Source organism: Corynebacterium sp. c24Ua_83, from assembly GCF_039907245.1.
In the GTDB taxonomy this organism is placed as follows: Bacteria; Actinomycetota; Actinomycetes; order Mycobacteriales; family Mycobacteriaceae; genus Corynebacterium.
On record NZ_JASBOI010000014.1, the window covers coordinates 25078 to 49725 of the forward strand.

The following is a 24648-nucleotide window of genomic DNA, read 5'->3' on the forward strand; positions in this document are numbered from 1 at the left end:
ATACGTTCATAAGCATGCATCAGCTCCCGAAGTTCACCGTCGTCACTCTTGCTCCGAACCTGCCCGGCCCCGTCGCGGCCAAGCGCCTGCATGAACTCGGAGGCACCGTCATCAAGGTCGAAGGTCCTGGCAAGGCCGCCGACCCCATGCGCATGTACTGCGAGCCCTACTACCAGCACCTGGTGGAGGGCCAGGAGGTGCGCAGCATCGACCTGAAGCAGGAATCTGGCCTGCAGGAACTACACGAACTGCTGGCAGAGGCGGATCTGCTGCTCACCAGCTCCCGTCCGGCCTCACTGCAGCGCCTGGGGCTCGGCTGGGAAGACCTCCACGCACGCTACCCGTCCCTGGCGCAGGTGGCGATCGTCGGCCACTCCGGCGAGCACGTCGACGTCGCCGGCCACGACCTGACCTATGAAGCACACGCGGGCACCCTTTCCTTCAACGGCGATGAGCCCGTCATGCCCGTAGTCCCCATCGCCGACCTGGCGGGCGCGGAACGCGCCGTCTCGCAGGCGCTGGCAGCCCTGTGGCAGGCGAGCGCCACCGGCCAAGGCAGCTACCACGAGGTAGCCCTGGCGGACATGGCCACGGAGTTCGCCACGCCCGCCCGCTTCCGCCTGACCGGCCCGGACACCCTGCTGGGTGGCCTGCTGCCGGGTTACGGCCTCTACCAGGCCGAGTGTGGGGGCTGGGTGGCTATCGCCGCGCTGGAACTGCACTTCTTCGTCGGCCTCATCGAGGCGCTGCACGCCGAAGGCCTGCTGCCGGAGGGCACCACGGCCGAGCAGCTGCAGTCCAAGGGAATCACCGCCGAACAGCTGGCCGCGGCAGTGGGGCAGAAGACGGCGGCGTGGTGGGACGAGGTGGCGTCGAAAAGAAACCTCCCTATCGCCGCAGTACGGCGCGGGGCCTAAGCCTCCGAACGGTCGGCCAAGGTCGCGCGGATGGGGCGGGCGATCTGCGTCATCTCGCGGCGGCCGCGCAGCTCCACGGACTTCATCATGGTCCAGCGGGCCTGCTCGGCCTCGTTGGCCGCACGCAGGGTCGCGGCGCTGGTCAGCACCTGGCCGGGGGTCTTCTTCGCCAGATCCGTCAGGCGGGCGGCCTGGTTTACAGCGTCACCGATGACGGTGTACTCGAAGCGATCCTTCGCGCCGATGTGGCCCGCGACGACGGACCCGGCGGCCACGCCGACTCCCGCGGCGAACTCCAGGCCCTGCAGTTTCGCCTTTAGCTCGCGGGCGGCGGCTAGTGCGTGGCCGGCCACATCGTCCAGGGGCAGAGGTGCACCGAACACGGCCAGCGCGGCATCGCCCTCGAACTTGTTAATGATGCCCTTGTTGGCGTGCACGACCTCCACCACGCGGTCGAAGAACTCATTGAGGGCCTTCACCACGTGCTGCGGTTCCTTCTCCGTGGCAAACCCGGTGGAGCCGATCACGTCCACGAAGAGCACGGCCACGTGCCGGGTTTCGCCGCCAAGCTCCGGCTTTTCCTCCAGCGCGCGGCGGGCGACCTCGGTGCCGACGTAGCGGCCGAAGAGGTCCGAGACCCGCTGGCGCTCCTGCAAACCGCGCATCATCTCGTTGAAGCCGGCCTGCAGCACTCCGATCTCCGAGGAGTCGTAGATCCGCACGTCCGTGTTCACCTTGCCGCGACGCACGCGGTTGATGGCGTATTGCAGCTCGCGGATCGGGTCGGCCACGGCCATGGAGAACAACATGGTGCCCATGAAGCCGGTCAGCAGGGTGGTCAGCGCCAGCGCCAGCATCGCCGGGATGATGCCGCGCGAGCTTTCGGGGTAGAAGTCGGTGGCCGCGGCGAACAGCAATAGCACCATGCCCAGCACGGGCACGGCGGAGGTCAGCGCCCACGTCGTCATCAGGCGGTGCGAAAGAGGGGACAGCCGCGAGTGGTCCGGCGCGCCCTTGGCCAGCGCCTTCGCGGCGACTGGGCGCACCAGGCGTTCGGCCTCCATGTACGTCATCAGGCTCACCATCATGCCGCCGAGCGTGGCCGTCACGCCGACAGTTATGCCCCACTCGGTGCTATGCCTCCAGGCCACGACGGTGAACAGCACCACCCCGATGCCCCACAGCACAATGCCCGTGACGGTCTGCAGCAACGGAATGCGCAGCACCAGGTCGCGCACCATGTTCGGGTCGTAGGCCTGCGGTGTGCGCTGCCAGCGCAGCACGGGAGCGAAGAAGTACAAAGTCATCGCGATGCCGGCGACCACGGCCACTCCGAAATAGATCAAGTACAGCGAGGCGATGGTGGTATCCGGGCTCGTCAGCTCACGCGCGGCGGGCAGCGGAATGAAGAAGCGCAGGAACGTCGCCACAGCGGTAGCGCCGATAACGTTCGTGGCCAGAACGGTTGCTGCGTACAAGGGCCAGGAGGTTCCCCAGGCCCACGAGAGGTAGCGCAGCAGTTGTTTCATGCCCTTCAGATTAACGCACGTCGTCCCGCGCCGGGTGCGTCTGCCCTGTCCTTGTCGGTAGCTACACTAAGTAACCATGACGGAAACCACGCCGGCCACTACTGCGGCCACTACCCGGGCCACCGCCGCCGAAGACGCGCCGGGGGTTTTCGGGCGCATCACCGCGGAATCCGTCCGTCGCCCGTTGCAGAGGGCTGTGGAGGATCCGCAGGCGATGACCCATTCGTGGCTGTTTACCGGCCCGCCCGGCTCGGGGCGGTCCATCGCGGCGAAGGTCTTCGCTACCGCTTTGGTGTGCCCGCATGGCGGCTGCGGCGAGTGCGATCAGTGCCGGAGCGCCGCCGCGGGCACGCACCCGGACATCCTGTGGGTCTCTACCACCGGCGTGGTGCTGACGGTCGACGAGATCCGCGGCGCCATCCACGAGGCCGCAAACATGCCCACCGTCGCCCGCTGGCGCGTGGTGGTTGTGGAAGATGCCGACCGCCTGAACGATGCCGCCGCCAACGCTTTGCTGAAGTCCGTCGAGGAGCCACCCGCCCGCACCGTCTTCCTGCTGTGCGCGCCCTCGACCGACCCTTCGGATATTGCGATCACCCTGCGGTCGCGCTGCCGCCACGTGTACGTGCCCACTCCCTCGCCGGCGGCGGTCAAGGGGGTCTTGCTTAGTGACGCCACCTTAAGTCTCAACGAAACCCAAGCCCAATGGGCCGCCGACGTCTCGGCCGGACACATTGGAAGGGCTCGCCACCTGGCTAGCGACGAGGCCGCCCGCACCAAACGCGCCACCGCGCTGAAGCTGCCGCAGCTGGTGTACGAACCCAACGCGCTGTACCGCTTCACCTCCGAGCTGGTGAAGAAGGCTGAGGAAGAGGCCGCCAGCGAACTGGAAAAGCTGGATCAGCGGGAGCATGAGGAGCTGGAGAGCAGCCTTGGCGTGGGCGCGAAAGGCAAGGGTGCTGCAAAGGCCCAGCGGGGGGCGTCCGGAAGAATGAAAGAGCTAGAAAAAGAGCAGAAGAACCGGCGCACCAGAAGAACCCGCGACTCGCTTGACCTGGCGCTGATCGACATTGCCGGGCTGTACCGCGACGCGATGCTGCAGGCCGCGGGCGCGGTGGATGGCGATGGCGTGCCGGTGGGCGGCCACCAGCACCCGGACATGGCGGCAACGTCGAAGGAACTGGCGCGCCGCAACAGTGCATCGGCGATGATGAGCTGCATCGATGCGGTGATGGAATGCCGTGAGGTGCTGGGGTACAACGTGCGGCCGGAGGTGGCGCTGGATGCGATGGCCGGGCGCCTGCAGCAGTGCTGCGGGGTGGCCTAGCGGGTATCCGGGCGAGCCCCGGGTGACGTTTTGGTGCTCAGGGTTTGCGTCGGCTAGGATAACGCTTCGTACTTAATGTACGCGCCGCTTTAGCTCAGTCGGCAGAGCGTTTCACTCGTAATGAAAAGGTCGCGAGTTCGATTCTCGCAAGCGGCTCCACTGTCATGAGTCGCGACTAGTTGATACTTCAGTCGCGATACTCATTCCGTTCAACCCCACCTTGATCCGGCAGTCGTTATAGAACTCAATATAACCGGCGATGGCATCTTCCAGTTCCTGGTTGGTGTTCCACATCTTCCCATAAAACATTTCGTTTTCATCGGACCAAAGAATCTCTCACAAGCTTCATTGTTAGGGCTGCATCCTTTTTCCACATCGTGTAATCCCAAACAGCGATCGAAGCAGTCAGTACGTGTCATTGAAGCATGCCAGCTTAACTGAGCCCGGAACCCGGCTAAGTGTAGGGACAGTCGGCAATTCTTATGGCTGCGCTTTGGCTGGGATAATCTACGACCTCTACAAAGCGTAACTGAACCCAGAACACTTCAAGGCTTCGTCTTTTCAGCGGATGCTGGTGGGTGCAGCTTATCGAACAGGTGCGGGTAGCGTTTCTTCATGGCTGCGGACAGGGAAGGGTCCGTTAGGAGGCGGGTTAGTTGGGTCAGAATGTCTTGCGGGTGCGCGCTGGGAGCGTTCTTGAGCGTAGTTCTAATGCCTTCGTGAAATTCTCTCTTGAGGTTGGTGATAGCAGTAGTCATTTCACGGCCCGCGGGGGTGAGGGCGTGGAGGGTTACTCTTTTATCTTCAGCAGATTGAGACGTCATTGTGAGTCTTTTCTCTGCGAGGGTAGCGAGGAGTCGACTAGGGCTGCCTGATTCGCAGATGAGGTAATCGCCAACTTCTCGTGTGCTCATGGGGCCATATGTGCCGATGATTTCGATGGCTTCGGCTTGAGAGTTAGTGAGTTCAAGTTGTGAGAACAAAGCGTTGAGTTGGCGATTCCCCTGGCGTTGAAGGGCGAGGATGAGGTAGCGGAATTCTTCGGGGTGGTCAGCAATGGTGTTATTCATGAGGGAAGGTGTTATGGGTTGCGTTCAGTGTGTGAGTGAGTCGGGTTAGGCGTTTGTGGGGGACGAGGGAGGCTTCGTGGCTACCGATGATGGTCGTGAGAACCCCCCGCTGGTTAATGGTGTGGGTGACTTTCGTGCCGTGAGTATTAGGGCTGAGGGTGAAGGTGGATTCTTCTGTGAGCCCAGGGACTTTGATTTGGAACCTGACGACGTTAGGTGTGGGTTGCGCGTGGGTTAGCTTTCCTTTCAGGAGGTTATGGATGGTAATGGGGTGGGTGCCGTCGGGCTCGGCTGGCTCCACATGACTGAATGCAGGGTTCCATGCGGCCAGGTTGTCGATATTGAGCAGCACCTGCCTGATGATATATGGATCATGCTTCAGGGTAGTAGTCGCGGAGTAATGCGTAGTGAGTGACATATCATCTAATATACAAGCAAGAGCTTGGGGGTGGGTGAGATTTTCTATTCGCCCTGGCCTTAGGCTTATCTTCCCCTAATCTAGGGTGACTCTCCCTTTAAGTGGAGACGAACGCGCACCCCGGGTAAGAATATCTGTGACACAACATGTATGTTGTGTCACAGATATTCTTCCGCAGATTCCCGGGGGTGACGCGCAAAGAGAGAATCTATGCTGTCGTCGCTGAGCTCACTGGGCAATATAAAGGGGCCATAGCTCATGATTCTTTCGTTTGTTCAACGTCACGCCAAGTTCTTGATACTTCTCTGGGTAGCAGCATTCCTTCTCGGTGCTGCCGGCGCATGGCACCTCAATGATGCGGTGAAAGCAGGAGGCTTTAATGATCAACATGGTCAGTCATTCGCTGGTCAAGACGTGAATCGATATGCCTTTGGTGACCCAGACAATGAACTCTCCGTGGTGCTTACCTCCGACGAGGCCATCGATTTCTCGACGATCGATGCCGTGGAAAAATCCATCCATGGGCTGTCACACGTAGAGCGTGTGACTGACGGGCGACATGTCGAGCAGCTTGGCTCTGATACTGGGAAGACACAGATCGTGCAAGTAGGCTTCGATGCAGATAACACCACCACGCAGAATATGGTGCCAACGCTCCGCGGCAAGGTTGCTGAGGCTATTGAAGGCACTTCGGTAGAAAGTCACGTCACGGGTGCTGCTGCATTGGACTACGACTTGAATATTCAGTCCCAGAAGGACGCCCTGCACGCGGAAATGATTGCCTTCCCGCTGCTGATCCTTGTGCTGCTATTCATCTATCGCGCTGTTGGGCCGACCTTGGTCACTCTGGTCACCGCGGGAATCTGCTTGGCAGGCACACAAGGTGCCGGTACGGTGCTTGCCCAATTCATGGATGTGTCGAACATGTACATCACCGGTGCCTCTTTGATTGGCTTGGCCGTGAGTGTGGACTATTGCCTATTCCTTATTGCCCGGTACAAGGAGAATATCCATGCAGGAATGGATAAACCGGACGCGCTGCGGGGGGCGACCCGTACCGCAGGACATGCCATCCGCTTTGGCGGGTTAAGTGTCATCGCCGCACTATGTGCCCTGTTTATCGCCCGGAACATGGTCTTTTCTTCGATTGCCCTGGCAGGGATTATCGTCACGATGGTTGCGCTTCTTGCCTTGTCGACCCTGGTGCCGGCCATCATTACCGTGCTTGGCGACAGATTCTTCTTCGGGAAACTGCCGGGATTCCAGAACACACTTGTCACCGATAGGGAGCAAGATGGACCAATCCTTCGGATTGCGCTGACTAAGCCGGTAGCAGTTGCTTTGGTAGTCATAGTGCCCTTACTTTTGGGCGCCGCACCGTTGACAGGCATCAAGTTGCAGGTACCGGTCGCAAGCGCGTCAATCCTGCCGGAAGGGAAGGACTCCCGCGAGGGGATCGAGGCCATCCAGTCTGAGCTCGACGCGCGCGCATTGTTCCCTACGAGCGTGACCTTCAAGGGTGAACCAGGAGAATCAGCCGTAGATGTACAGGCTCGAGTCGTTGAATTTGCCGACCAGCTTGGCGGTGTGAGCAACGTTGATAAGGTGCTTGTCCCGGATACTCCAGCGGAGGCTTCTTCTCCATATCCCCTATCAGGATCGCAACAGTCAGTGAACTATTCTCGTGTGCTGGTGACCTCCACTGGATTGCCGGACTCTGATGAGGCGCACGAGATGATTCGGGATATCAAAAACCTCACGGAAGAACAGCCCAATACGTACGTCTCGGGGGCCACGGCCCAGGGTGACGATTTCGATCGCCTAGTGGAAAGCTCCATTCCCTGGATTATCGGTGCAGTCATTCTTATCTCGTTAGCTCTGCTGGGTTGGGCATTCCGCTCGTGGCGGTTGCCTGCCCTCGCCGTCGTGCTCAACGGATTGGTGGTTTCTGCAGCCATGGGACTTTTGTCCTTCATATGGAAAGTCGTGACAGGCGATTCCATTAACTCAGTAACGCCGATCGTTATTTTCGCCATCGTCTTTGGCTTATCGATGGACTACATGGTGCTTATGGCTTCCCGTATGAAAGAAGAGTTCGTTAAGACCACACGCCATAAACATGCCATTGCTCTCGGAATCATAAAGACATCGCGGTTGGTAATCTCCGCGGCGATCATCATGATCGGAGTTTTTCTTTCGTTCATGGTTGCGGAGATCAGTATTGTGCGTGAAATTGGTTTGGGGCTCGCCATTGCCGTGGCATTGGACGCGTTGATTGTCCGCCCACTCCTGTTGCCCTCGGTCCTCACCCTGATCGGCCCCAGCGTGTGGGGTGGATCACCTATGCAACTGATGCACTCTTCGGACAACGCCTAGCCGCGCGTAGGTATGCGGCGCGTGAGGGAGTTGGAATATTGGAACGGTTCGAAGCGTCCTAAGTCTATTGTCCAACCCTTCTTTAGCTGAGGTAGGAACTAAGCCCAGGACGCTTCAGAATTCTTTGTGATTGCTAGCGACCGCTAACGTTTTGCCGCCCATAAGCGTTTGGCTGAACAAAGCTCTTTCAAGTTCACGAGTCTGCGTCCAATCATTCATGGAATCGCACCCGGGGCAAAGAAGGTTTTTGCTCATTTCTACCCGAACCCCTTCAGAAAGGATTCTTCCCCAATGAAGATTCGCAAGTCGCTCATCGCCGGCGTTACCGCTGTAACTGTCACCGCAGGTCTCGCCGCACCTGCCCAGGCTGAAAACCACACCCCCACCACCCAAGTACAGGCTGCAGAAACTCCGAACACCAAGTCCCCGATTGGCTCACTGAACACAATCTTCGAAAACACCCCGGCTTGGCTGAGCGTCCCCCTCTTTGCACCGCTGGGAATCATTTTCGGCATTATTTACAACCTAGTTGGCGCTCAGAACTCCAAAGCGCCATATTGGGCCGGCAGTCTTTCTTAACCTGGTGACCGGCCAACCTGCGGGAATGCCGGCAGGTTGGCCGGGTTTTGCGTGGGTGCTACAGCTTCTTGGCTACCAGGTCGTCCAGGGGCTCCGCAGAAAGCAGGTAGGGTGCTACCTCGAAGACCGTGCGGGCGCCCGTCTCTCCAGCCTGTCGCACGCGCCACGCGGCGCGGCCGTAGGCCACCTGCACCGCAGCGGTGAAGTCGGGGTTGCGCTCCAGCGACAGGCCGAACTCAATCACGTGACCGGAAGTGCCCGCCTGGCCGCGGGTAATCACCTGCCCGCCGTGTGGCATGCCCTGGTGGTCGCGCTCGAACTCAGCTTCGGAGATGAACTCCACGATCGTCTCGTAGGGCGCGAAGTAGTCCGGCATCGTCACGATTGCCTCGCGGATCTGATCCTTCAACTTCTCATCCGCCGCCGCATCGCCGGTTTCCTCAGCCACCACAAAGCAGTGGCGCAGGTGGCACTCGTTGGCCTTGAGGTCCGCGCCCTCGCCTCGCTTCACAGCCTCGATAGCCTCCGGATTCGGCTTGGTGTACTGCACACCCTTGGCCACGCCGGGCACGCGACGCACCGCATCGGGTTGACCCTGCGAGAGCCCCGGACCCCAGAACGTCATCTGGTCAGCACCCGGCAGCACCGCTCCGCCGAGCACACGGTTCAAGGAAAAGATGCCCGGATCCCAACCGGTGGAGATCATCGCAATGTTGCCGCCCTCGTGTGCGGACTTATCCATGGTGGCCCGGTAGTTCAGGATTTCGCCGTGGTTGTCGTAGGTATCGACGGTGGTGAAATGCTTGGCCAATTCAGGAGCCTGCGCTGGCACATCGGTGGCGCTGCCGAGGCAAACGAAGAGCACGTCCACTTCGTCCTTGTGCTTTTCAACGTCCGCAGCGGGCAGTACACGGGCCTGCGTGCCTAGGGAGTCGCGGCGCGAGAACACGTCGACGAGTTCCATGTGGGGCTGGTCGGCAATAACTTTCTCAACACTGCGCCCCAGGTTTCCGTAGCCAATGATGGCGGTGCGAATCATGCTGGGGAAGTCCTTTCTAGATGTTCTCGTGTGGGCGCGACATGCGCCCGACGGGAAGACGAGGAACCGTAATTGGATACCGTGTTTAGATTGTTTAGATACAGACTATCCTCCTTTCGCTACCTGCCCCTTTAGCCGTGCTGTTGGTGCATCCGCGGTGAGCTCTATTGGAGGGAGGAGGGCAGGGGCAGCTTCTCGAAGGGGCTCAACCCACGGATGGCGGAGTTGGCGAAGCTGGCCACGACCAAGATCACGAACATCGTCGCTGCAGAGAACAGCTGTACCCGGGAACCCGGATCCGTCAGCATCAGCAACGCCAGCCCCGCCAGCACAACCAGCGTGGCGATGGTCAGCCAGGGATAGCCCCACATGCGGATCGGCAACGCGCCGCCCGCTTGCTGCTCCAGGCGGGGGCGCAGCCGCAGCTGGGAGACGACGATGAACGTCCAAACGATCAGCAGCGATGCACCCGCGGAGTTCAGCATGAACGTCAGCAGCCAGCCGGTATCCAGGTAGTTCAGCACCACCATCACCACCGCCAGAGTGACGGAGAACAAGATCGCCGCCACCGGCACGCCCCGGCTGTCCACGCGGGCGAAAATCTTCGGCGCCTCGTGGCGCTTGGCCAGGGAAAACACCATGCGGCTGGAGGCGTAGATCTGCGCGTTGAAAGCGGAGAGCAGCGCCAGCACAATGATGGCCTCCATGAAGCCGACCACACCCGGAATGCCCGCCAGGTTCAGCACCTGGGTGAAGGGGCTATCGGCCGCGTTCTCTGCCTGCCCCAGCGAAGAATGCGGCAGCAGGAAGGTAATCACCAGCACGGATCCCAGGTAGAACACGGAAATGCGGGTGATGGTGGTGCGCACCGCGTTGACCAGGGAACGCTCCGGGTTTTCGGATTCCGCCGCCGCGATGGCCACGATCTCGATGCCGCCGAAGGCGAAGGCCACGGCCAGAATCGCCGTGGCCACGCCGCCCACGCCGTTGGGCATGAAGCCATCGGCCGTGAACACCTCCGTGCCAATGAACGTGTGCCCCGGCAGCAAGCCGAATATCAGCAGGAAGCCGATGACCAGGAAGGCCACCAGCACGGCGACCTTGATGAAGGCGAACCAGAACTCGAACTCGCCGAAAGCGCTGATCTGCAGCAGGTTCACCACTCCGAAGAAGAGCACGCATACGGCGGCGGGGATCCAGGCGTCAATACCGAACCAAGCCCCCATAAAACTCGCCGCACCAGTAATTTCGGCGCCGAGCACCGCGACGGTGGCGAGCCAGTACATCCAACCCTGCGTGAAACCGGCCCAGCGCCCGATGCCGTGCTCGGCGTATTCGGAGAAAGAGCCGGAGGCGGGGATGACAGTGCCCATCTCGCCCAGCATCTCCATCACCAGGATGGCGATGAGGCCCGCCACGATGTAGGCCAGCAGAACGGCCGGGCCGGCGGCCTCGATGCCCACGCCGGTGCCCAGGAACAGCCCGGCGCCGATGGTGGAGCCCAAGCCCATCATCGTGAGGTGGCGGACCTTCAGCCCATTGCTTAGCTTGTCATCGCCTAGCTTGTCACTGCCGGTGCGCGAGTTCGCGTGTGAACTGGCGCTATCTGGGGAGGTGGAGGGGGTAGAGCTCATTCCCTAAGAATACGACCTGGCCAAATGCGGCTCTGCCTTGGACTAGCCTTGGACCGGCCTTGAACCAGTCTCGGATCAGACTCGGCGCCACAGAACGCCGGTGTTCGTCCCCCGCGTAAGAGTTTTCGGCTAGTACCCCGCGTGGATTGCGCTGATGGCGAGCCGCAGGCGGGAGTCCACCCCAAAGCGCTTCATTAGCGAGGACACGTGCTTCTTCACGGTCGATTCCGCGTAGAGCGCCTCCTTCGCGATCTCCGCGTTTGAGTGCCCCTGGACCAGCAGTTGGAGGGTGGTACGCTCGCCTTCCGGAATGCTTTTCGGGTCTGGCGCCGCGCCGGGTTGCTCTTGTTTATTTGGTGACGCCGACTTCCGTGCCTGCACAGCTGCCCCACCAACAGAGCGTTCGGGGATAAAGTCCACGAGACGTGAAAGGCATTCGGGGGAGACTGCGGTGCCGCCGTTCATCGCGTCCCGGACGGCTTGAATGAACTGCACTGGGCGGGCACTCTTGACGATGTACCCCGCGCCGCCGCTGGTGAGGATCTCCAGCATCGTTTCGTCGGTGTCCATGGAGGTCATGGCGACGAATACAGGCGGAGTGTCCTGGGATTGCAGAGTGCGGAGTAGCTCGATTCCGCCGACCTCTGGCATGTGAATGTCCGCCAGCACGAGGTCGAGATCTCCCCCTAGTCGCTCGATCTGTTCGAGGGCGACGGCGCCGTTCTCGGCTTCGGCTACGATTTCGATGTCTTTGGCGACAGAGAAGTAGTGTTTCAATGCCGTGAGTACGCATGCGTCGTCATCGACTACGAGGATTTGTGTGGGGGAGCTACTTTCCATAATGGGTTACTTGCACCAAACCATTTCTGGGTTTTTGTCGCAGTTGAGGATGTCATACAGCGCGTAAGGGGTAGTTACAGGGGTTTCGATCCTTGGTGCGGGGATGCTCGCAGTGGCATTTGCAGAGGGGGCAAGGGCTGCGACACTTCCACTTACGGCAGTAACGAGAGCGAGTTTAAGGGCCTTCTTCTTACGCATATCTCTTCCAGTTGTGTTTTGTGGTTGATTGTGGTGGTCAGTGCGTCGCGCGTGTTGCGTGACTGTTTTCGACTCTAGGGAAAAAACTCACCGGGTGCGTTGAGGACGGCCGGGTGGTCAGAGAAAGTAGACTTTCGTACCTCCTTTGCTTAGCGAAAACTAGCGCTTAGGCACCATACGCTATGGGGACCGCACTTCTTGTGCCTTATTTCGATCGTGCCCCGAGCTCTAGACGCCCAACGGCGAAGACTGACAAGGCCGAGTTTTGAGGACATCAGGGATGATTGGTTTTCGGATTCTCCGGCTCCTTCCTTGGCGAGGTTCCAGATTCCAACAGTGTGCGGTTTGGTCTCCTTATCGATGGAGACAATGATTGGGGAACCTGGCTCAGCGTATTTGATGATGTTGGTTGCCCCCTCCAGGAGTAGCCGGTGGATGAGCGTGCGCTGGCGCATTCCCTGGGGGAGGTTTCTTGCATATTCCTTCTGGCTGATGCCGTTGGGAAAGGCGTCAGTGTCTGCTGGTGAAAGTGTCGACGGAGGTGAGGTAGAGGGGGTATGCAGGTGGGGCAGCATTGCATCCGGGGGGACGCCCAGAGTAAAGAACACCCGAAAGCCGTGCTGACTGATTCTTTCGCGGAACTCCTCCAAGGAATCGGCAACAGCGGGTGCCTCACCGCTGGAGAGGGCCCAGTCTGTCGATTGGAGCAGATCGAGTAGCTTTCGGCTTTGCACCATGGCTTCTCGGCTGCTGTCCGCAATCGTTTCGAGGTTATTGCGCAGGGATTCTTTGTCCAGGAGTTCGTTGCTTGTACCCTCGTCCGCTTCTGCATCGAGCTGGAGACGCATGGTTTCGGAGCGCAGTACAACGGAAGTTAGGGGGCCGGTCACAGAATCGTGGAGAGTGGTAGCGAGCTCCTGGCGGCGTTGCTTTAGCTCTCTCTGCCAGTCTGCGGCCAATTGGTGCCGCCTGCGTTCCTGGAGTCCGAATGCCCAACCAGAAAAGGAGCCAATGAGTAGGAGGATGGACCACATCAGAAGCGCAGAGGGGTCGATACTGGTGACCAAACCCCCAGGTGATTCGACGTCTGGATCGAGTAGCCCCAGAGCCAATGTGCCAAGAGTCACTGCAATGGTGGGCGGGAGTTCACCAGCAAAGGCGATGACGCCACAGAATACGGGTGCCAAAAAGATAAAGGCGGGAAATTCCTCCACTCCAGAGAAGATCGCCAGAGTAAAGGTCACCAGGAAGAGCAGGGTTGCTAGACGTGGAAATCGCAGCCCGAGGGCAACGAATACACAGAGGCTAAGCGAAATCAGAATTAACTCGGTGGAGTAAGCATCAGGGGCGAGAGCAAGGTTCAGCCCGATAGCTACTGCGCATAAGAGAAACACCAGCAAGGGAGCTCTGACGTCGCGGTTGCGGGGCCCGAGTCGAGTAGAAGAAGTCACGGGACCAGTAGCCACGCGGCTAAGAAAAGGGGTTCTTCCAGGTGTTTTTCCGTTTTTAAGCACAGGTACCTTCGGCTGCCAAGAACTGAACTTTGCAATCTACTTTGGACTACATCAAGTCTACTTTCGTACCGGAACACTTGTTTGGTCTTTCCTGGAATTGCCTGTGATGCAACCATGGGAATCGAGGAACAACGGCATGAAAAACATGACGTTAGCGAGAATTCGAAGCTTGTTAAGTACGTCGAAAACCGCGGATACTTCGGCTTTCTTGAGGAGACAGAAAACTCGCATCCTCAGCATCACCGAAGCGTGACCAGCCGGTCATGTAAGAACACAACACTCTCGAAGGAGAAACACCAATGGCTCTTGGAACGCATGAGCGCACCACTGCAATTGTCGAAGACCGAGCCCTGCTGGAGCTGGATCTGGAGCTCGATGCGCAGATCTTGACTGATCGCTCCCTGCAGATGGGCATCAGCGATGCTCTGGGCAATGACGGCAAGTACTGCACCCTGTCTGTCGAGTGCATGCCTACTTGCAGCTAGGGCTGCCTTCCTAACCTCACCCTACATCCACGGTTCAGTGCTACAGCGTCAACACAACTATTGAAAGAACACCACCTTGCTGTAGCTACACCAATCTCAGTAAAGGAGAAAACACCATGTCCAACTTTGTCAACCACTACAACAACGACGAGATCCGCAACATGATCAACGACGAGCAGGATGTCGACGGCGGCGTTGCCCCGGCGATCGTTACGGCGACGATCGGCGCTTCCGTTGCACTGTGCCCCACCACTAAGTGCTCCAGTGCTTGCTAAAGCTCACTAAACCGACGAGAAACGCTAGCTGGCCTTGGATCGGATAAGCACCCTTCTTGAGGCTAGTGGAAAGGATTAAAGAATGTCTAAATACACTACTGAAGAATGGGCTTACCCGTTTGTCGGGATGGTGTTCGGCATCGCTGCCGGAGTCACTATGGACAACATGCTCGTTGGAGCTGCGCTTGCCATAATCTTCTCCTTCGTTGGCTATGCGATCGCCCACCGTTCTAAGGACGATTAGCAAAAATCTCTGGACATCGTGGTTGTTAGCGAATCATAGCTTCAGCCATGGTGTCTTTTTTAATACTCATTAGTTTTATTTATTCGCCTTCTGCTGACGCCATAATTCACCACTTTTACTGAACTTTCATATTCATCACATTTACTGCACCGCAAAGGTAGGGGACTGATGTCTGAATCTCCATGTTCGCAATCTGACTTTTCTACTTATCTGACCCCCTTTATAGAAAACTTCCGTGCCCAGCTCTTAGAAGACACCGTCGGAGGTGATGCACCCCTTTTTAAGAGCTATGCGGACGCAGCCTCGGTCGTTGATTCCGCCTGCGAGTGGTTGGACAAACGAGTGCGCTGGGCAAGCCAGCGCTGTCTTATCGCGGCGTTTCATATGTGGCGCGAGGGCACTGATTATGTTGCGAGCCCAGACTCTTCCGAAGCGCTGGAGAAGTTCTGCAGCCTTCTGCGCGCCCCCCGGCATCGTAAGGCACTTGTGGATGCTCAGTTTCCACTGCTCGCAAAGCGTCTGGAGCATATTGTCCGTTCCGCGCTGCGCTCGATCCTAGAATGCCTGCACCGCTTTGAGCAAGATCGCAACCACATTCCAGAGTATTTGAATCTGGAAGTGGATTCGTCGGTAGTGGGCATAGAACTGCACGATGAAGAGACCCATAACGAAGGGCGTTCGGTTACTTTCCTCACTCTGGCGGGAAGAAACTCGTCCGAAGGCGCAGGTACCAGAAAGCTCGTATACAAGCCTCGCAGTGGACAGGGTGAACTAGTCATCGACCGTGTGTGCCAGATGCTTGGTGCAGGCCGGTTCGAACATGTCCCGCTCACCTGGGATCGCGGTGATTACTGTTGGCAGGAGTTTGTAGATGAGTGCGAAGCTGACCAGTTCGACTCGCAGCACTTCTTTAAGAGCGCTGGGAGGTTGGTGGTTGCCACTCACGTCCTGGGAACGACGGATTTACACAATGACAACGTGCGGTGCAGCGCCAGCAGCACGCCAATGATCATCGACGGGGAAACCGCAGTGCAGTTGCGCGCCCCGGAGGGCGTGGAGGTTGATGCAACCGACATCCTTTCTTCCGGACTGATCCCGAGCGCACAACAAGCACTAACGGGGTGGAGGAGCTTCGCCGGGCTGGGTTTGACCACAGATGAGAAGCCGACCCATATCGTTTTCGAGACTGTCAATTCTGGAACGGATGCAATTGCCTTCGAACGTAGTGAAGAGCTCTTGCCGGAGTCGACGGTTCTGCCACGCAAGATCGTCACCGCTGACGAAAAGGCGCAAGCATTCCAGCTCCTCATTGCCGAAGTGGAAAGCACACGAGATCGGTTGCTGCACCTAGAGGGGCGCGAAGCCGAGGAGCTGTGTCAGGCACTAGAGGAGATTCAGACATCCTTGAGGTGGCGTCAGGTCATTCGTGCGACCAGTGGGTACCAGGCGATACTAGACGCCACGCTGATGCCCGAGGCGACTACCGGCAAGGATGATCCGGCGGCGATGCTCAGCTCGGGTCCTAGCCGGTTTAACAGCCCGCGCTTGATTGGAGGCGTGGAGGTTCAGCAGATTGCTGATCTAGACATTCCATATTTCCAAGCGGACATCGAAGGGAGACTTTGGGCGCGCAGATCCAGTGTCAACTCCGCTGACAATGCCGACGACACGGTGGCTACGGAGGACCCATGGGTTCACATTGCCGACCAAGGTTTTTCGGAGAAGCTTTCCCGCCCGACCGAGAGGCTCGCCGACTTCCTGTCGGCGGACGGAGAAAGACAGATTGACGTGCTGCGCACCAACGCGGAGATGATCGTCGGAAAGGCGTGGAGCGGGCACGAAACTCTCGCCATCAGTCGGTCTGCCACGTTGTCTACGGCAGACTCTACGACAAACGCCTGGGGAGCCCCGAAAGAAAGAACATGCCGACCCGAGCAAAAACTCTTCGCGTACCTGCAGAGTCAGGAAACCGGGATGCTGGAAACACGGCGTTGGCTATGCCACACCATTGCCGATAACGGTGTGCGGTACATGCTGGAAAGCCCTTCCATGTTCTACTCTGACGGAACCGCATGGGCGCTTGGCCTTGAACGACGCTGCGGACAGCCTCTAGAGCACACCCTGCTGGAGATGCTTACGAAGCATGAGGCTAACCCTCACGTGTGGGCCGCCTTCGGGCAAGGAACCACCCTCTTGGCTACTGGGCTCATCGAGAACCTCAACCACGATGAGAAACGCCAGGTTTTTGACTCCCTAGGGGCGTCACTAGAAAAGGCGCTGGAGGATAGCAACGAAGACCAACTGGGGGACTTCTTCGGCGGCTGGCTCGCTCCATTGGTGTTCCTCTCGAAGCAGCCCTCGAGTACCCGACATATTGCGTCGTGCGACCTTCGGCTCGTACGCACTCTGGACGAGGCAGAGTCGCGCTTGCTGCATCGAATGGAGGCGGAAAGCGATTCGGCGGAACTAGGACTCGCTCACGGCTTGGCCGGCACGCTCCTCGCAGTTAGTAACATGCGACGCCTCACGGGATCCGCAGCGGACAGTGCCGCAACTGTGCGTGTGCAAACAGAACACGAGCTCGCCCGGCGTATCGCTTCCCAAGCTGCTTTGATCTTGAGCGATGGTGGCGTCGATAAACCTTTGGCGTTGTGTAACGGAGCCAGCGGCATGATGCTGAGCCTCTTGCACAGCGGATTCGGAGACATCGGGGAAGAGCTCTGGTTCGAATACCGGAACAGCATGGAAGATCGGATCGCTCAGCTCGGTACCGACGAAACCAACGCACACGATATTTCCTTGTGCCACGGGCTGGCTGGTGAGCTATTCACCCTGCGCCACGCCGAACGTCACTTAGGCGATGAGACAAACAGGGTTGCCGCGCGCGAATTGCTCGAAGATCTGGCACGCCTCACTGAGAACGTTGTTTTCGCAGGTCGAGGATACTGCGGTTATTCCAATAACAGGCGGGACATGGGCTTCCTCAACGGCTACGGAGGCCTATTCCACGCTCTGTACCCCGGGTACACGCCTGAACGTTCACATCACACAGAAACATCACCGGTTCCGGCATTCGTCGGGGGGAGGACCTCATGAGGTACAGGATCTATCAGCAATCTCGAAGCGCAGAATGCGGGTTGGCTTGCTGTGCCATGCTGCTTCGCCGCTGTGGGGTTGACGCGACACTCAACGAGTTGCGCGAAAAGTATGTTGTTTCCCGCGATGGCCTTAGCAGCAAGGAAGTCCGCCTCATCCTGATGGATTTCGAGGTGCCCAGTATCCAGTGCACCGGCGGCATCGAGGAGATGCGGGAGAACCTAAACTCCGGAGCGCAAATACTAACCCACCTCGACGGGGATCACTTTTGCCTCGTCGAGAAGATCACCCAGGGCACAGTTCGGTTGGCCGACCCGGGCGCAGGGCGCCATGACATTCCGCTTAGCGAGTTCTTGGAAAGGCAGGGTGCGTTCTACTGGACTATCCCAGATGCGACTGGGGTCAAGGCTTCACTGACACGTGCTGGCCTTGGTGTCAGCGAACTGAGGCGTTCCCCTTCGCTCAGCGTGATTGGGAAGGCCGTGAGTGCCAATAAGGCACTCCTCGGTGCAGCTTTGCTGCTTAGCGCCTTCCTCATGGGGATGGCTTCGAGCGCGCCTATGCTCACCAGCAAGATCATCGATTCGTTGAGCGGTAACGATGGCGGGATCTCACCGGGAACAGAGGCCTTTCTGCTCATCGGGGTAGTTGCTACGGCCTACCTCGCAGTCTCCATTGCTCGCACCTGGATGGAGTCCCGCCTGGTCAAGGCAATCGATTCCAGGTTGTCAACCGAGTCGTATCAGAAGCTTCTTACGGCTCGGCTTGAGTACCTCAGTTCGCACTCACCCGGAGAAATGCTCTATAGCCTGAACTCGGCGCCGATCATCACCATGACTCTGGCCTCGCATGGCACCACGGTGATCTTTAATGGCCTGCTCGTCGTGACGATGCTGGTGATTGTGACCTACATGTGGACGGTCATCGGCTTGATGTTCATGGCGGTTGCAGCTGTCTTGCTGGCCATCTTCGCAGTGACGTTCTCGCGAACTTCGCAGTACAGCCGAGACGCTGTGCTGACGGGGGCGAAGGGTTCGGCCAAGCAGCTGGAATCTATCGTTTCTATGACGCCCATCCGTATCAGCGCCGCTGAGGGGCACTTCTATGACGACTGGAGCACAACCAACGGGCAGCGCCTTGAAGCGAGCTATCGCCGCAGCCTTTGGTCGGGATATACCACAGCGCTCACTGGCGCTTTGACCGTGTTCGGCCCGCTGCTGCCGATTGTTATCGCGCTATCAGTGGGATCGGAAGCGACGACCATCGGTACCGTGGTTGCCTCCAGCGGACTGTTCTCCATTCTCATCAGTAACCTCACGCAGGCGTTTACTGCGTTATCCGGGCTATCGGAACTGCGGGCGTCTATCACTCGAGTCGACGATGTGCTTTCCGCACCTCAGGAGACCTTTGGCGATCAAGAGGCGACGGACGAGAAAACGATCGCCGCACGCGACTTGAGCTACCGCTACCCCGGTGCTCGGAAAGATGTATTCACCGGCCTCAACTTTGAGATTCGCTCCGGCGCAAACACGGCTTTGGTTGGCCCTTCCGGTTGCGGCAAGTCCACCCTGGCCAGGATGCTGTGTGGCTTGACTTCACCGTCGACGGGATCACTCACGATCGGCGGAGTGCCGGCGAACGAGATGGAGCCGAAGCAGCGTGCCCGCATCATTGGTTTCGTCCCCCAGGAGACACACATGGTCTCCGGGTCGATTAGGGAAAACGTGGCCTTTGGCCGGGACATTGCTGACGGCACTATCGTCGAAGCACTCCGCGATACGGAGATGCTGGAGACTGTCCGCGCCCTACCCCTGGGGCTGAGCACCCCGGTAGGGGAGATGGGCTCCGCCTTTTCGGGTGGCCAGCGCCAGCGGTTGGCCCTCGCCCGCGCACTCGCTGCAGCACCGCGAATCCTCATTCTCGACGAAGCGACGAGCGCCATCGACGTGCAGACCGAAAAGAAAGTCATGGGCGCCATCCGTCGCAGAGGCATCACCGTCATCAGTATCGCGCACCGACCGACTGCCATGGAGGAATCCGATCAGGTCTTCAGGCTTCATCCGGACCGGCTAGAGGTCGAAAAGATCACCCCTCAAAACACACTCCACACAACGAGGAGCTTGGTTAATTCATGACCACCAACGCAGTAATCCAGAATCCCTCCACCACCAACCACAACGAAGACTCAGTTCGCCCAGCAAATGCGGTTATCGAGGTATCAAAACTCAGCCTCAAATTGGGTACCAAGAAGGTGTTGAATAACCTCACCTTCCACGTGCCGCGGGGCAGAGTTACCCTCCTGGCCGGCCCCAACGGCGCCGGTAAATCCAGCGCCCTGCAGACCATCTGCGGCTTGAACCAACCCACCAGCGGCGAGGCCCTAATTAACGGCCGTGTTTACGCCGAATTACCGGAACCCTCTCAGACTGTAGGGGCGTTGTTGGGCGCAGAGTGGCTAGACCCGGCCTTGAGCGCCCGGGCAAACCTCCGCATCCTCAGCCAGCTTGCGGGGTTGCCGGACTCGAGGGTCGACGAAAGCCTTAGTAAGTGCGGAATCTTCAGTGTCGCTGACCAAAAGGTCGGGGAGTTCTCTCTCGGCATGCGTCAACGTTGCGGCATCGCCGTAGCAATGCTTCACGATCCTAAGGTGTTGATTCTCGACGAGCCGGTAAACGGCCTGGATCCGAACGGAATGACATGGTTGCGCGGATTTATTCGCGAGCACACCGAAAATGGCGGCACCACCCTGCTGTCCAGCCACTTCCTCTCTGATTCTGAGCGGCTCGCCGAGCACCTCGTCATTATGGGCAAAGGGGAAACCCTTTGGGAGGGGGAGCTCGATGAACTAACGCATCGGGGTACCGCGTGCACGCTGTTTCGCTCCACCGATGATGAGGCGGTTGTCGCTGAGTTGTGGCGTCACCACCAAAAACAACAAAACAAACAATCGCAGCAGTGGCTAGACCCCGTCACCGTCAACCGCGCCATTCGTGTGGCGGCGACACCGCTGGAGGTATCGGCCGCAGTCCGCTCGGTAGGAGTCGACCTGCTGCATCTCGAGGAAAACAGTGGTTCTCTCGAAGAAGAGTTCCACCGCATTACAGAAGGAGCTGTGGAATTCAAATGAGCACCCCAACGATTGATCGCACAAAACAGCAGACCAGTGGAACGAAGGCGGGAGCACCGCGCCAAACCCAACAACCAAGCGTCGTTACACGCTTCAAGCGGGCACTGCGCGCCGAACTTACCCAACTCAAGGAAGGGCGAACTGGCCATACGATCATGGCACTCGTGGCCGTTGCTTCCGTAGCCTGGTCGTGTTTCTTTACTTTCCTGATCCTGAAGTACGGCGATGGCGGGCAAACGGTGCCTTCCGCCCGGATGCCCGTAGCAGGAGTTTTCCAGGTGGGTGTCTACGGACTCCTAGTGTGGATCTGCTGGCAGTTCCTGCGGGAGGAATCCACTCGACAGTCCAAACTCAAGGCTCTGATGATGCCCACTAGGGCTTTGACCTGGGGTGCGAAGTTGTGTTGGACGATGCTGACAGCCGTGGTCGCTTTCCTAGTTACCGGAGTTCTATCGACTGTCGTCACCCTGGCCGTAACAAAGCTGATGGGGCTTGAGATTTCCGAAGTTATCGGTGCGCCCGTCGAATATGCAGCATTGGCCGCTCAGACTGTTTTGCTGGCTGTAGGCACAGTCTTCTTCGCCGCAGCGCTGTCCATTGCGATCCGCGCCATGGGCTACGCCATTGCCGTCACCCTGGGCTGGCTCATGCTTTTCGAAGGAATGATTGATGGCTCTGATCCGGCCCAGCGCGTGATGCATTCGCTGCTTCCCTTCGCCAATGGCACCCGTTCCTACGAACAGGTCGACCCCAGCCAGTTCCTATGGAGCCCTGCGTTCAGCGTGGTGTACTTCCTCGGGGTAACAGCAGGGTTGTTTATCCTGACGCTCGCCTATGCCAGCCGAAGGTCGGGTGCAGGTGCGCGTTCTAAGGAGGCGACGCCATGAGTATCGTTTTAACTAAGTCCGCAGCTATTCGGGACAAGCTCCGCAAACGCATTGTCCAGCACAGCTGGATTAGTGAAGACGAAGTGAACGTGGCTGTGCAGGCGGCACACCATGCGCTTCTTAATCGCTACCCGCGGGAGATGGTGCTGGAGCTTTCGCAGAATATCTGTGATGCCGTTGCTGACCTGCAGGATCTTCGATTTTCCGGGGAAGCCGTAGACGTCACGCAATTCTCGCAGTACATCTTCCCGGCGTTCCGCCGACTGGTTGGGATGCCTTCTGAGACCAGTTGGCCGTGCTCAGAACCCTTCAAAGATGCGGTAGTCGAACAGTGGACCCAGGAGGCCGCACGGATCGCTGGCCGCTGGCTGCAGGAACAACTCATCAGCGGTGAACGGTTGAAAGCCAACCCTGAATCCGCCGTGGCGATTCGCCTAGCCTGGGCGCTTGAGCGCACCGCGATTGCGTTCGCTGAGGCGGAGCAGCACCTGCGAGAAGACGAACTCAAGCTCCTGGCTGCGGGAGTTGTGCGTGCAAGCCACGCCGTAAAACCAAGCACCGAGCGGTTGTCGGAAGCAGTGACAGAAGTGATAGGTGGCCTTGGTGATCCCCACTGCGGGCACCACACGGTGTTGCGCATCGACTTCACAGAAGGCCGCCGCGTAATCTACCGACCTCGCGCCATGGATAGTGATGCTGCGATGATGCAGATCACCGACCGGCTGGGGTTCCCTCGTGCACCACGGTGCATAACCTCTGCAGATCACGGCTGGTCGGAGTACATCACGGACGTGGAAGAAAGCGAACGTCCGGCAGTAGCGTACTGGCACGCGGCTGGTCAGTGGCTAGCCCTTGGGCATGTCTTGGCCGGTACGGACTTCCATTTCGGCAACTTCCTGGCTGCTGAAGGGCTGCCCACCCTGATCGATATGGAAACGCTGTTTCAGCCTGAGTTGGGTCTGTGGGAAACGCAGAACGAGCAGCGCTTCAACCAGACAGTCCTGCGCGTCGGGTTGCTGCCGCACCGCATCGGAAAAGGAGCGGACTCGGTGGAAACCGGGTTGATCCGCCAGCGCACGGCTAAAGGAGCGAAGTTCCCCTTTCCGGTTCCCCGCGTAACCGTAGGGAAGGATGGCAAGCGACGTTTTGAAATGGTCTCCACGATGCCTGAAGAGGATCCGGCGGGGTTGTACATGGATCGCGATGACGCCACGGTCGACGAGGTGCGGTTGGCTGTTCGCCAGGGTTTTGACGCCGGCATTCGAGCCCTCGCAGACTCCAGCGACACTGTGGAGCGGATTGTGGCCGAGCACTCCCAAATCCGGAGCCGTGTGATCCTCACTCCGACTTATCGCTACGCACATGTGCGTAACGTTGCGACGAACCCACACATTGTTGATGATCCGGAACTGGTTGCGTGGGCGAATGCCCAGATTCTCTTGTGGGGCGATAAGCAGCTGTGGGAAGCGGAGATGCGCGCATTGGCGGAAGATGATTACCCAGCCTTTAGCGTTGCCCGCGATTCCATGGAGATCAGGAGCCTGGATGGCAGTGCCCTGGGGAGCGCCCCTCTGGGCGTTGGGGACAAGGCGGAAGCCGATTCGGCGCATGCCAAAATCGTGCGCAGTCCTGCTGCGGTGGTTCAGTACAACCTGCGAGCTTTGCGAGCCAAGAGCGAAGGAGAACTAGAGCAGGCGGTGGCCGACCAGCTGAAGTGGATCGATGCTAGCTTTATCGGCCGTTACCAGCAGAATCGTTTCAACGCGCCAGAGGAATACGCAAGCACAATCGGAACTCCACTCGAGTTGCTTGAGCAGGTTGCCGACTTCCTTGTGCAGCGGGCAGGCTACAACCCGGAATCGATTTTCGGCACCGACTTCCTCGCTTCGACGGTTGGGGAGGACTTCGACCGCAATTGGCAGCCAGGTGCCAGTTCTGACCAGTTTTATGGCGGGGCAGCGGGCAGCCTTTACTTCCTTGCTTGCCTGGTCAGCGCTGCAGATCAGGGAAGAATTCCTGCCGAGACGTGCGACGTTACAGCGGTTCGAGAACTTCTGGAGCGCGCTGTGTCCAGCCTCGGTGAACAATTTGGTGGGACCGGAGGCATGCCTTTGGTCGTACCCTGGGAGCACACGCCTTCCGGATGGAGCTCGGGGACTATGGGGCAGTTGCTGGCTCTGGCGCAGTGCCGTGCCAGTGCCACGCCGCCCAGCGACGAAGCTATTCCCAACCTCATCTCCCAAGCAGCAAGAGACCTGCGAGACAACTGGGCGGGGTTGAGCGAAGAGGAGATCGCCGAGCTTACTGTGAGCGACCTGGAAGTCATCAACGGGCTGGCAGGCAACATTCGCGTCCTCAGTTGTCTTGCTGAGGTGGGAGGGAAAGAGGACTACCCCAACATCAGTTCGGCAATAGCCGCTGGCACGCAGGTATTGGAAACGTGGTTGAGCCTCCAGCCTTGGAATGACGACGACTTCTGCGGCTATGCACACGGTCTCGCGGGAATCGTGGATACTTACCTAGGCGTCGGCGGTAACCCCCATATCGCCCGCCCAGCTGTACAGCACATCGTGGATTTCTTGCAGCGGAGCGAACCCGATAGCATCGCCGCCGGTTGGTGCCACGGAGCGACGGGTTATGGGCTGCTCGCCGTAACTCTTATGCGCTCCGTGGACACTGAACTGCGCACCAGCGCTCAACAGGTGTTGCAGCTCATCGCCCCAGAGCTGTTGAAGGAGCGCGACCACTTGGGGCTATCCGCTTGTCACGGCAGTATCGGTGTACTCGAAGCAGTTGCACTGCTGGAGGAAGCTTCAGCAGATACCGGAGTGGAACTGCCCTGGGAGCCCGGTTGGCTAATGGCTGCCCAGCGCGATCTGGTTGAGAAAACTCTGCCTGCAGACATGGCAGGCGCCAACACCAAGGAGACGTTCTCGGGCTCTTTGATGTGCGGGATGGCCGGAATCGGCCAATACCTCTTGGGACTGAGCGCGGACGGCTTCGCCGACGCGCTTGGCGAAGAGGCAACTAGTGGCGTCACAAATTTCCTGGGCAGGGCACCGCGCCTCGTCGCCGCACCGTGGCACGGGTAGC

General features: G+C 59.0%; 19 protein-coding genes, 1 tRNA gene and 1 pseudogene. 13 read left to right on the forward strand and 8 right to left on the reverse strand.

Translation table 11 applies throughout. The features are described from left to right. Positions 1-14: 14 nt before the first annotated feature. Positions 15-917 carry a CoA transferase gene (locus QKE30_RS08515; RefSeq protein ID WP_347934580.1) on the forward strand — a complete coding sequence of 301 codons (903 nt, stop codon included), beginning with the start codon at positions 15-17 and terminating at the stop codon, positions 915-917. On the opposite strand, the gene QKE30_RS08520 is transcribed toward QKE30_RS08515, so the two are convergent. After that, positions 914-2446, reverse strand: a complete 1533-nt coding sequence (locus QKE30_RS08520; RefSeq protein WP_297666822.1) for an adenylate/guanylate cyclase domain-containing protein — start codon at positions 2444-2446, stop codon at positions 914-916. The two genes, QKE30_RS08515 and QKE30_RS08520, sit on opposite strands and share 4 nt — an antisense overlap. 76 nt (positions 2447-2522) lie before the next feature. Between QKE30_RS08520 and QKE30_RS08525 the strand changes: the two genes are divergently transcribed. Then, a complete protein-coding gene (locus QKE30_RS08525; protein ID WP_347934581.1) occupies positions 2523-3773 on the forward strand; it encodes a DNA polymerase III subunit delta' in 1251 nt (416 codons plus the stop codon). An 83-nt stretch (positions 3774-3856) separates the two neighbouring features. Continuing rightward, positions 3857-3932 (forward strand) — tRNA-Thr (locus QKE30_RS08530). A 3-nt stretch (positions 3933-3935) separates the two neighbouring features. Here the strand turns inward: QKE30_RS08530 and QKE30_RS08535 are convergent. From QKE30_RS08535 to QKE30_RS08545, 3 genes and pseudogenes are all read right to left on the reverse strand, one after another. Further along, positions 3936-4144: pseudogene (locus QKE30_RS08535) on the reverse strand (IS3 family transposase); the annotation flags it as partial. Positions 4145-4318: 174 nt separating this feature from the next. Beyond that, positions 4319-4843: a MarR family transcriptional regulator gene (locus tag QKE30_RS08540; RefSeq protein ID WP_347934582.1), complete on the reverse strand. Its 525-nt coding sequence runs from the start codon at positions 4841-4843 to the stop codon at positions 4319-4321. Then, a complete protein-coding gene (locus tag QKE30_RS08545; RefSeq protein WP_347934583.1) occupies positions 4836-5195 on the reverse strand; it encodes a hypothetical protein in 360 nt (119 codons plus the stop codon). The genes QKE30_RS08540 and QKE30_RS08545 overlap by 8 nt, the downstream gene beginning before the upstream one ends. 324 nt (positions 5196-5519) lie before the next feature. Here QKE30_RS08545 and QKE30_RS08550 point away from each other — a divergent pair, with 324 nt between their 5' ends. Beyond that, a complete protein-coding gene (locus tag QKE30_RS08550; RefSeq protein ID WP_347934584.1) occupies positions 5520-7637 on the forward strand; it encodes an MMPL family transporter in 2118 nt (705 codons plus the stop codon). Positions 7638-7928: 291 nt separating this feature from the next. Beyond that, the gene (locus QKE30_RS08555) at positions 7929-8216 is read left to right on the forward strand and encodes a hypothetical protein (protein WP_347934585.1); all 288 of its coding nucleotides are present in this window, start codon (positions 7929-7931) and stop codon (positions 8214-8216) included. Positions 8217-8274: 58 nt separating this feature from the next. Here QKE30_RS08555 and QKE30_RS08560 read toward each other — a convergent pair whose 3' ends face one another. The 4 genes from QKE30_RS08560 to QKE30_RS08575 all read right to left on the reverse strand — a co-directional run bounded on the left by QKE30_RS08560 (position 8275) and on the right by QKE30_RS08575 (position 13378). Continuing rightward, complete coding sequence (locus QKE30_RS08560; RefSeq protein WP_347934586.1) at positions 8275-9255, reverse strand: diaminopimelate dehydrogenase; 981 nt, start codon at positions 9253-9255, stop codon at positions 8275-8277. Between the two features lie 164 nt (positions 9256-9419). After that, on the reverse strand, positions 9420-10769 hold the full coding sequence (locus tag QKE30_RS08565) for an amino acid permease (protein WP_347934597.1): 1350 nt from the start codon (positions 10767-10769) through the stop codon (positions 9420-9422). 249 nt (positions 10770-11018) lie between these two features. Beyond that, positions 11019-11729 (reverse strand): response regulator transcription factor, encoded by a 711-nt coding sequence (locus QKE30_RS08570; protein WP_347934587.1) that lies wholly within the window; start codon positions 11727-11729, stop codon positions 11019-11021. 347 nt (positions 11730-12076) lie between these two features. Continuing rightward, the gene (locus QKE30_RS08575; protein WP_347934588.1) at positions 12077-13378 is read right to left on the reverse strand and encodes a histidine kinase dimerization/phosphoacceptor domain-containing protein; all 1302 of its coding nucleotides are present in this window, start codon (positions 13376-13378) and stop codon (positions 12077-12079) included. A 362-nt stretch (positions 13379-13740) separates the two neighbouring features. Here QKE30_RS08575 and QKE30_RS08580 point away from each other — a divergent pair, with 362 nt between their 5' ends. The 8 genes from QKE30_RS08580 to QKE30_RS08615 all read left to right on the forward strand — a co-directional run bounded on the left by QKE30_RS08580 (position 13741) and on the right by QKE30_RS08615 (position 24647). After that, positions 13741-13926 (forward strand): lichenicidin alpha family lanthipeptide, encoded by a 186-nt coding sequence (locus QKE30_RS08580; protein ID WP_239199003.1) that lies wholly within the window; start codon positions 13741-13743, stop codon positions 13924-13926. 116 nt (positions 13927-14042) lie between these two features. Then, positions 14043-14201 carry a class II lanthipeptide, LchA2/BrtA2 family gene (locus tag QKE30_RS08585; RefSeq protein WP_239199000.1) on the forward strand — a complete coding sequence of 53 codons (159 nt, stop codon included), beginning with the start codon at positions 14043-14045 and terminating at the stop codon, positions 14199-14201. A gap of 82 nt (positions 14202-14283) precedes the next feature. Further along, positions 14284-14445, forward strand: a complete 162-nt coding sequence (locus tag QKE30_RS08590; RefSeq protein ID WP_153245959.1) for a hypothetical protein — start codon at positions 14284-14286, stop codon at positions 14443-14445. A gap of 168 nt (positions 14446-14613) precedes the next feature. After that, complete coding sequence (locus QKE30_RS08595; protein WP_347934589.1) at positions 14614-17541, forward strand: DUF4135 domain-containing protein; 2928 nt, start codon at positions 14614-14616, stop codon at positions 17539-17541. Next, a complete protein-coding gene (locus QKE30_RS08600) occupies positions 17538-19676 on the forward strand; it encodes an ATP-binding cassette domain-containing protein (protein WP_347934590.1) in 2139 nt (712 codons plus the stop codon). The genes QKE30_RS08595 and QKE30_RS08600 overlap by 4 nt, the downstream gene beginning before the upstream one ends. Further along, positions 19673-20668: an ATP-binding cassette domain-containing protein gene (locus tag QKE30_RS08605; protein WP_347934591.1), complete on the forward strand. Its 996-nt coding sequence runs from the start codon at positions 19673-19675 to the stop codon at positions 20666-20668. Before QKE30_RS08600 ends, QKE30_RS08605 begins: the two co-directional genes overlap by 4 nt. Further along, positions 20665-21555, forward strand: coding sequence for a hypothetical protein (locus tag QKE30_RS08610; protein WP_347934592.1), 891 nt, complete (start codon positions 20665-20667; stop codon positions 21553-21555). Before QKE30_RS08605 ends, QKE30_RS08610 begins: the two co-directional genes overlap by 4 nt. Further along, positions 21552-24647, forward strand: a complete 3096-nt coding sequence (locus QKE30_RS08615) for a DUF4135 domain-containing protein (RefSeq protein ID WP_347934593.1) — start codon at positions 21552-21554, stop codon at positions 24645-24647. The genes QKE30_RS08610 and QKE30_RS08615 overlap by 4 nt, the downstream gene beginning before the upstream one ends. Position 24648: the final 1 nt, after the last annotated feature.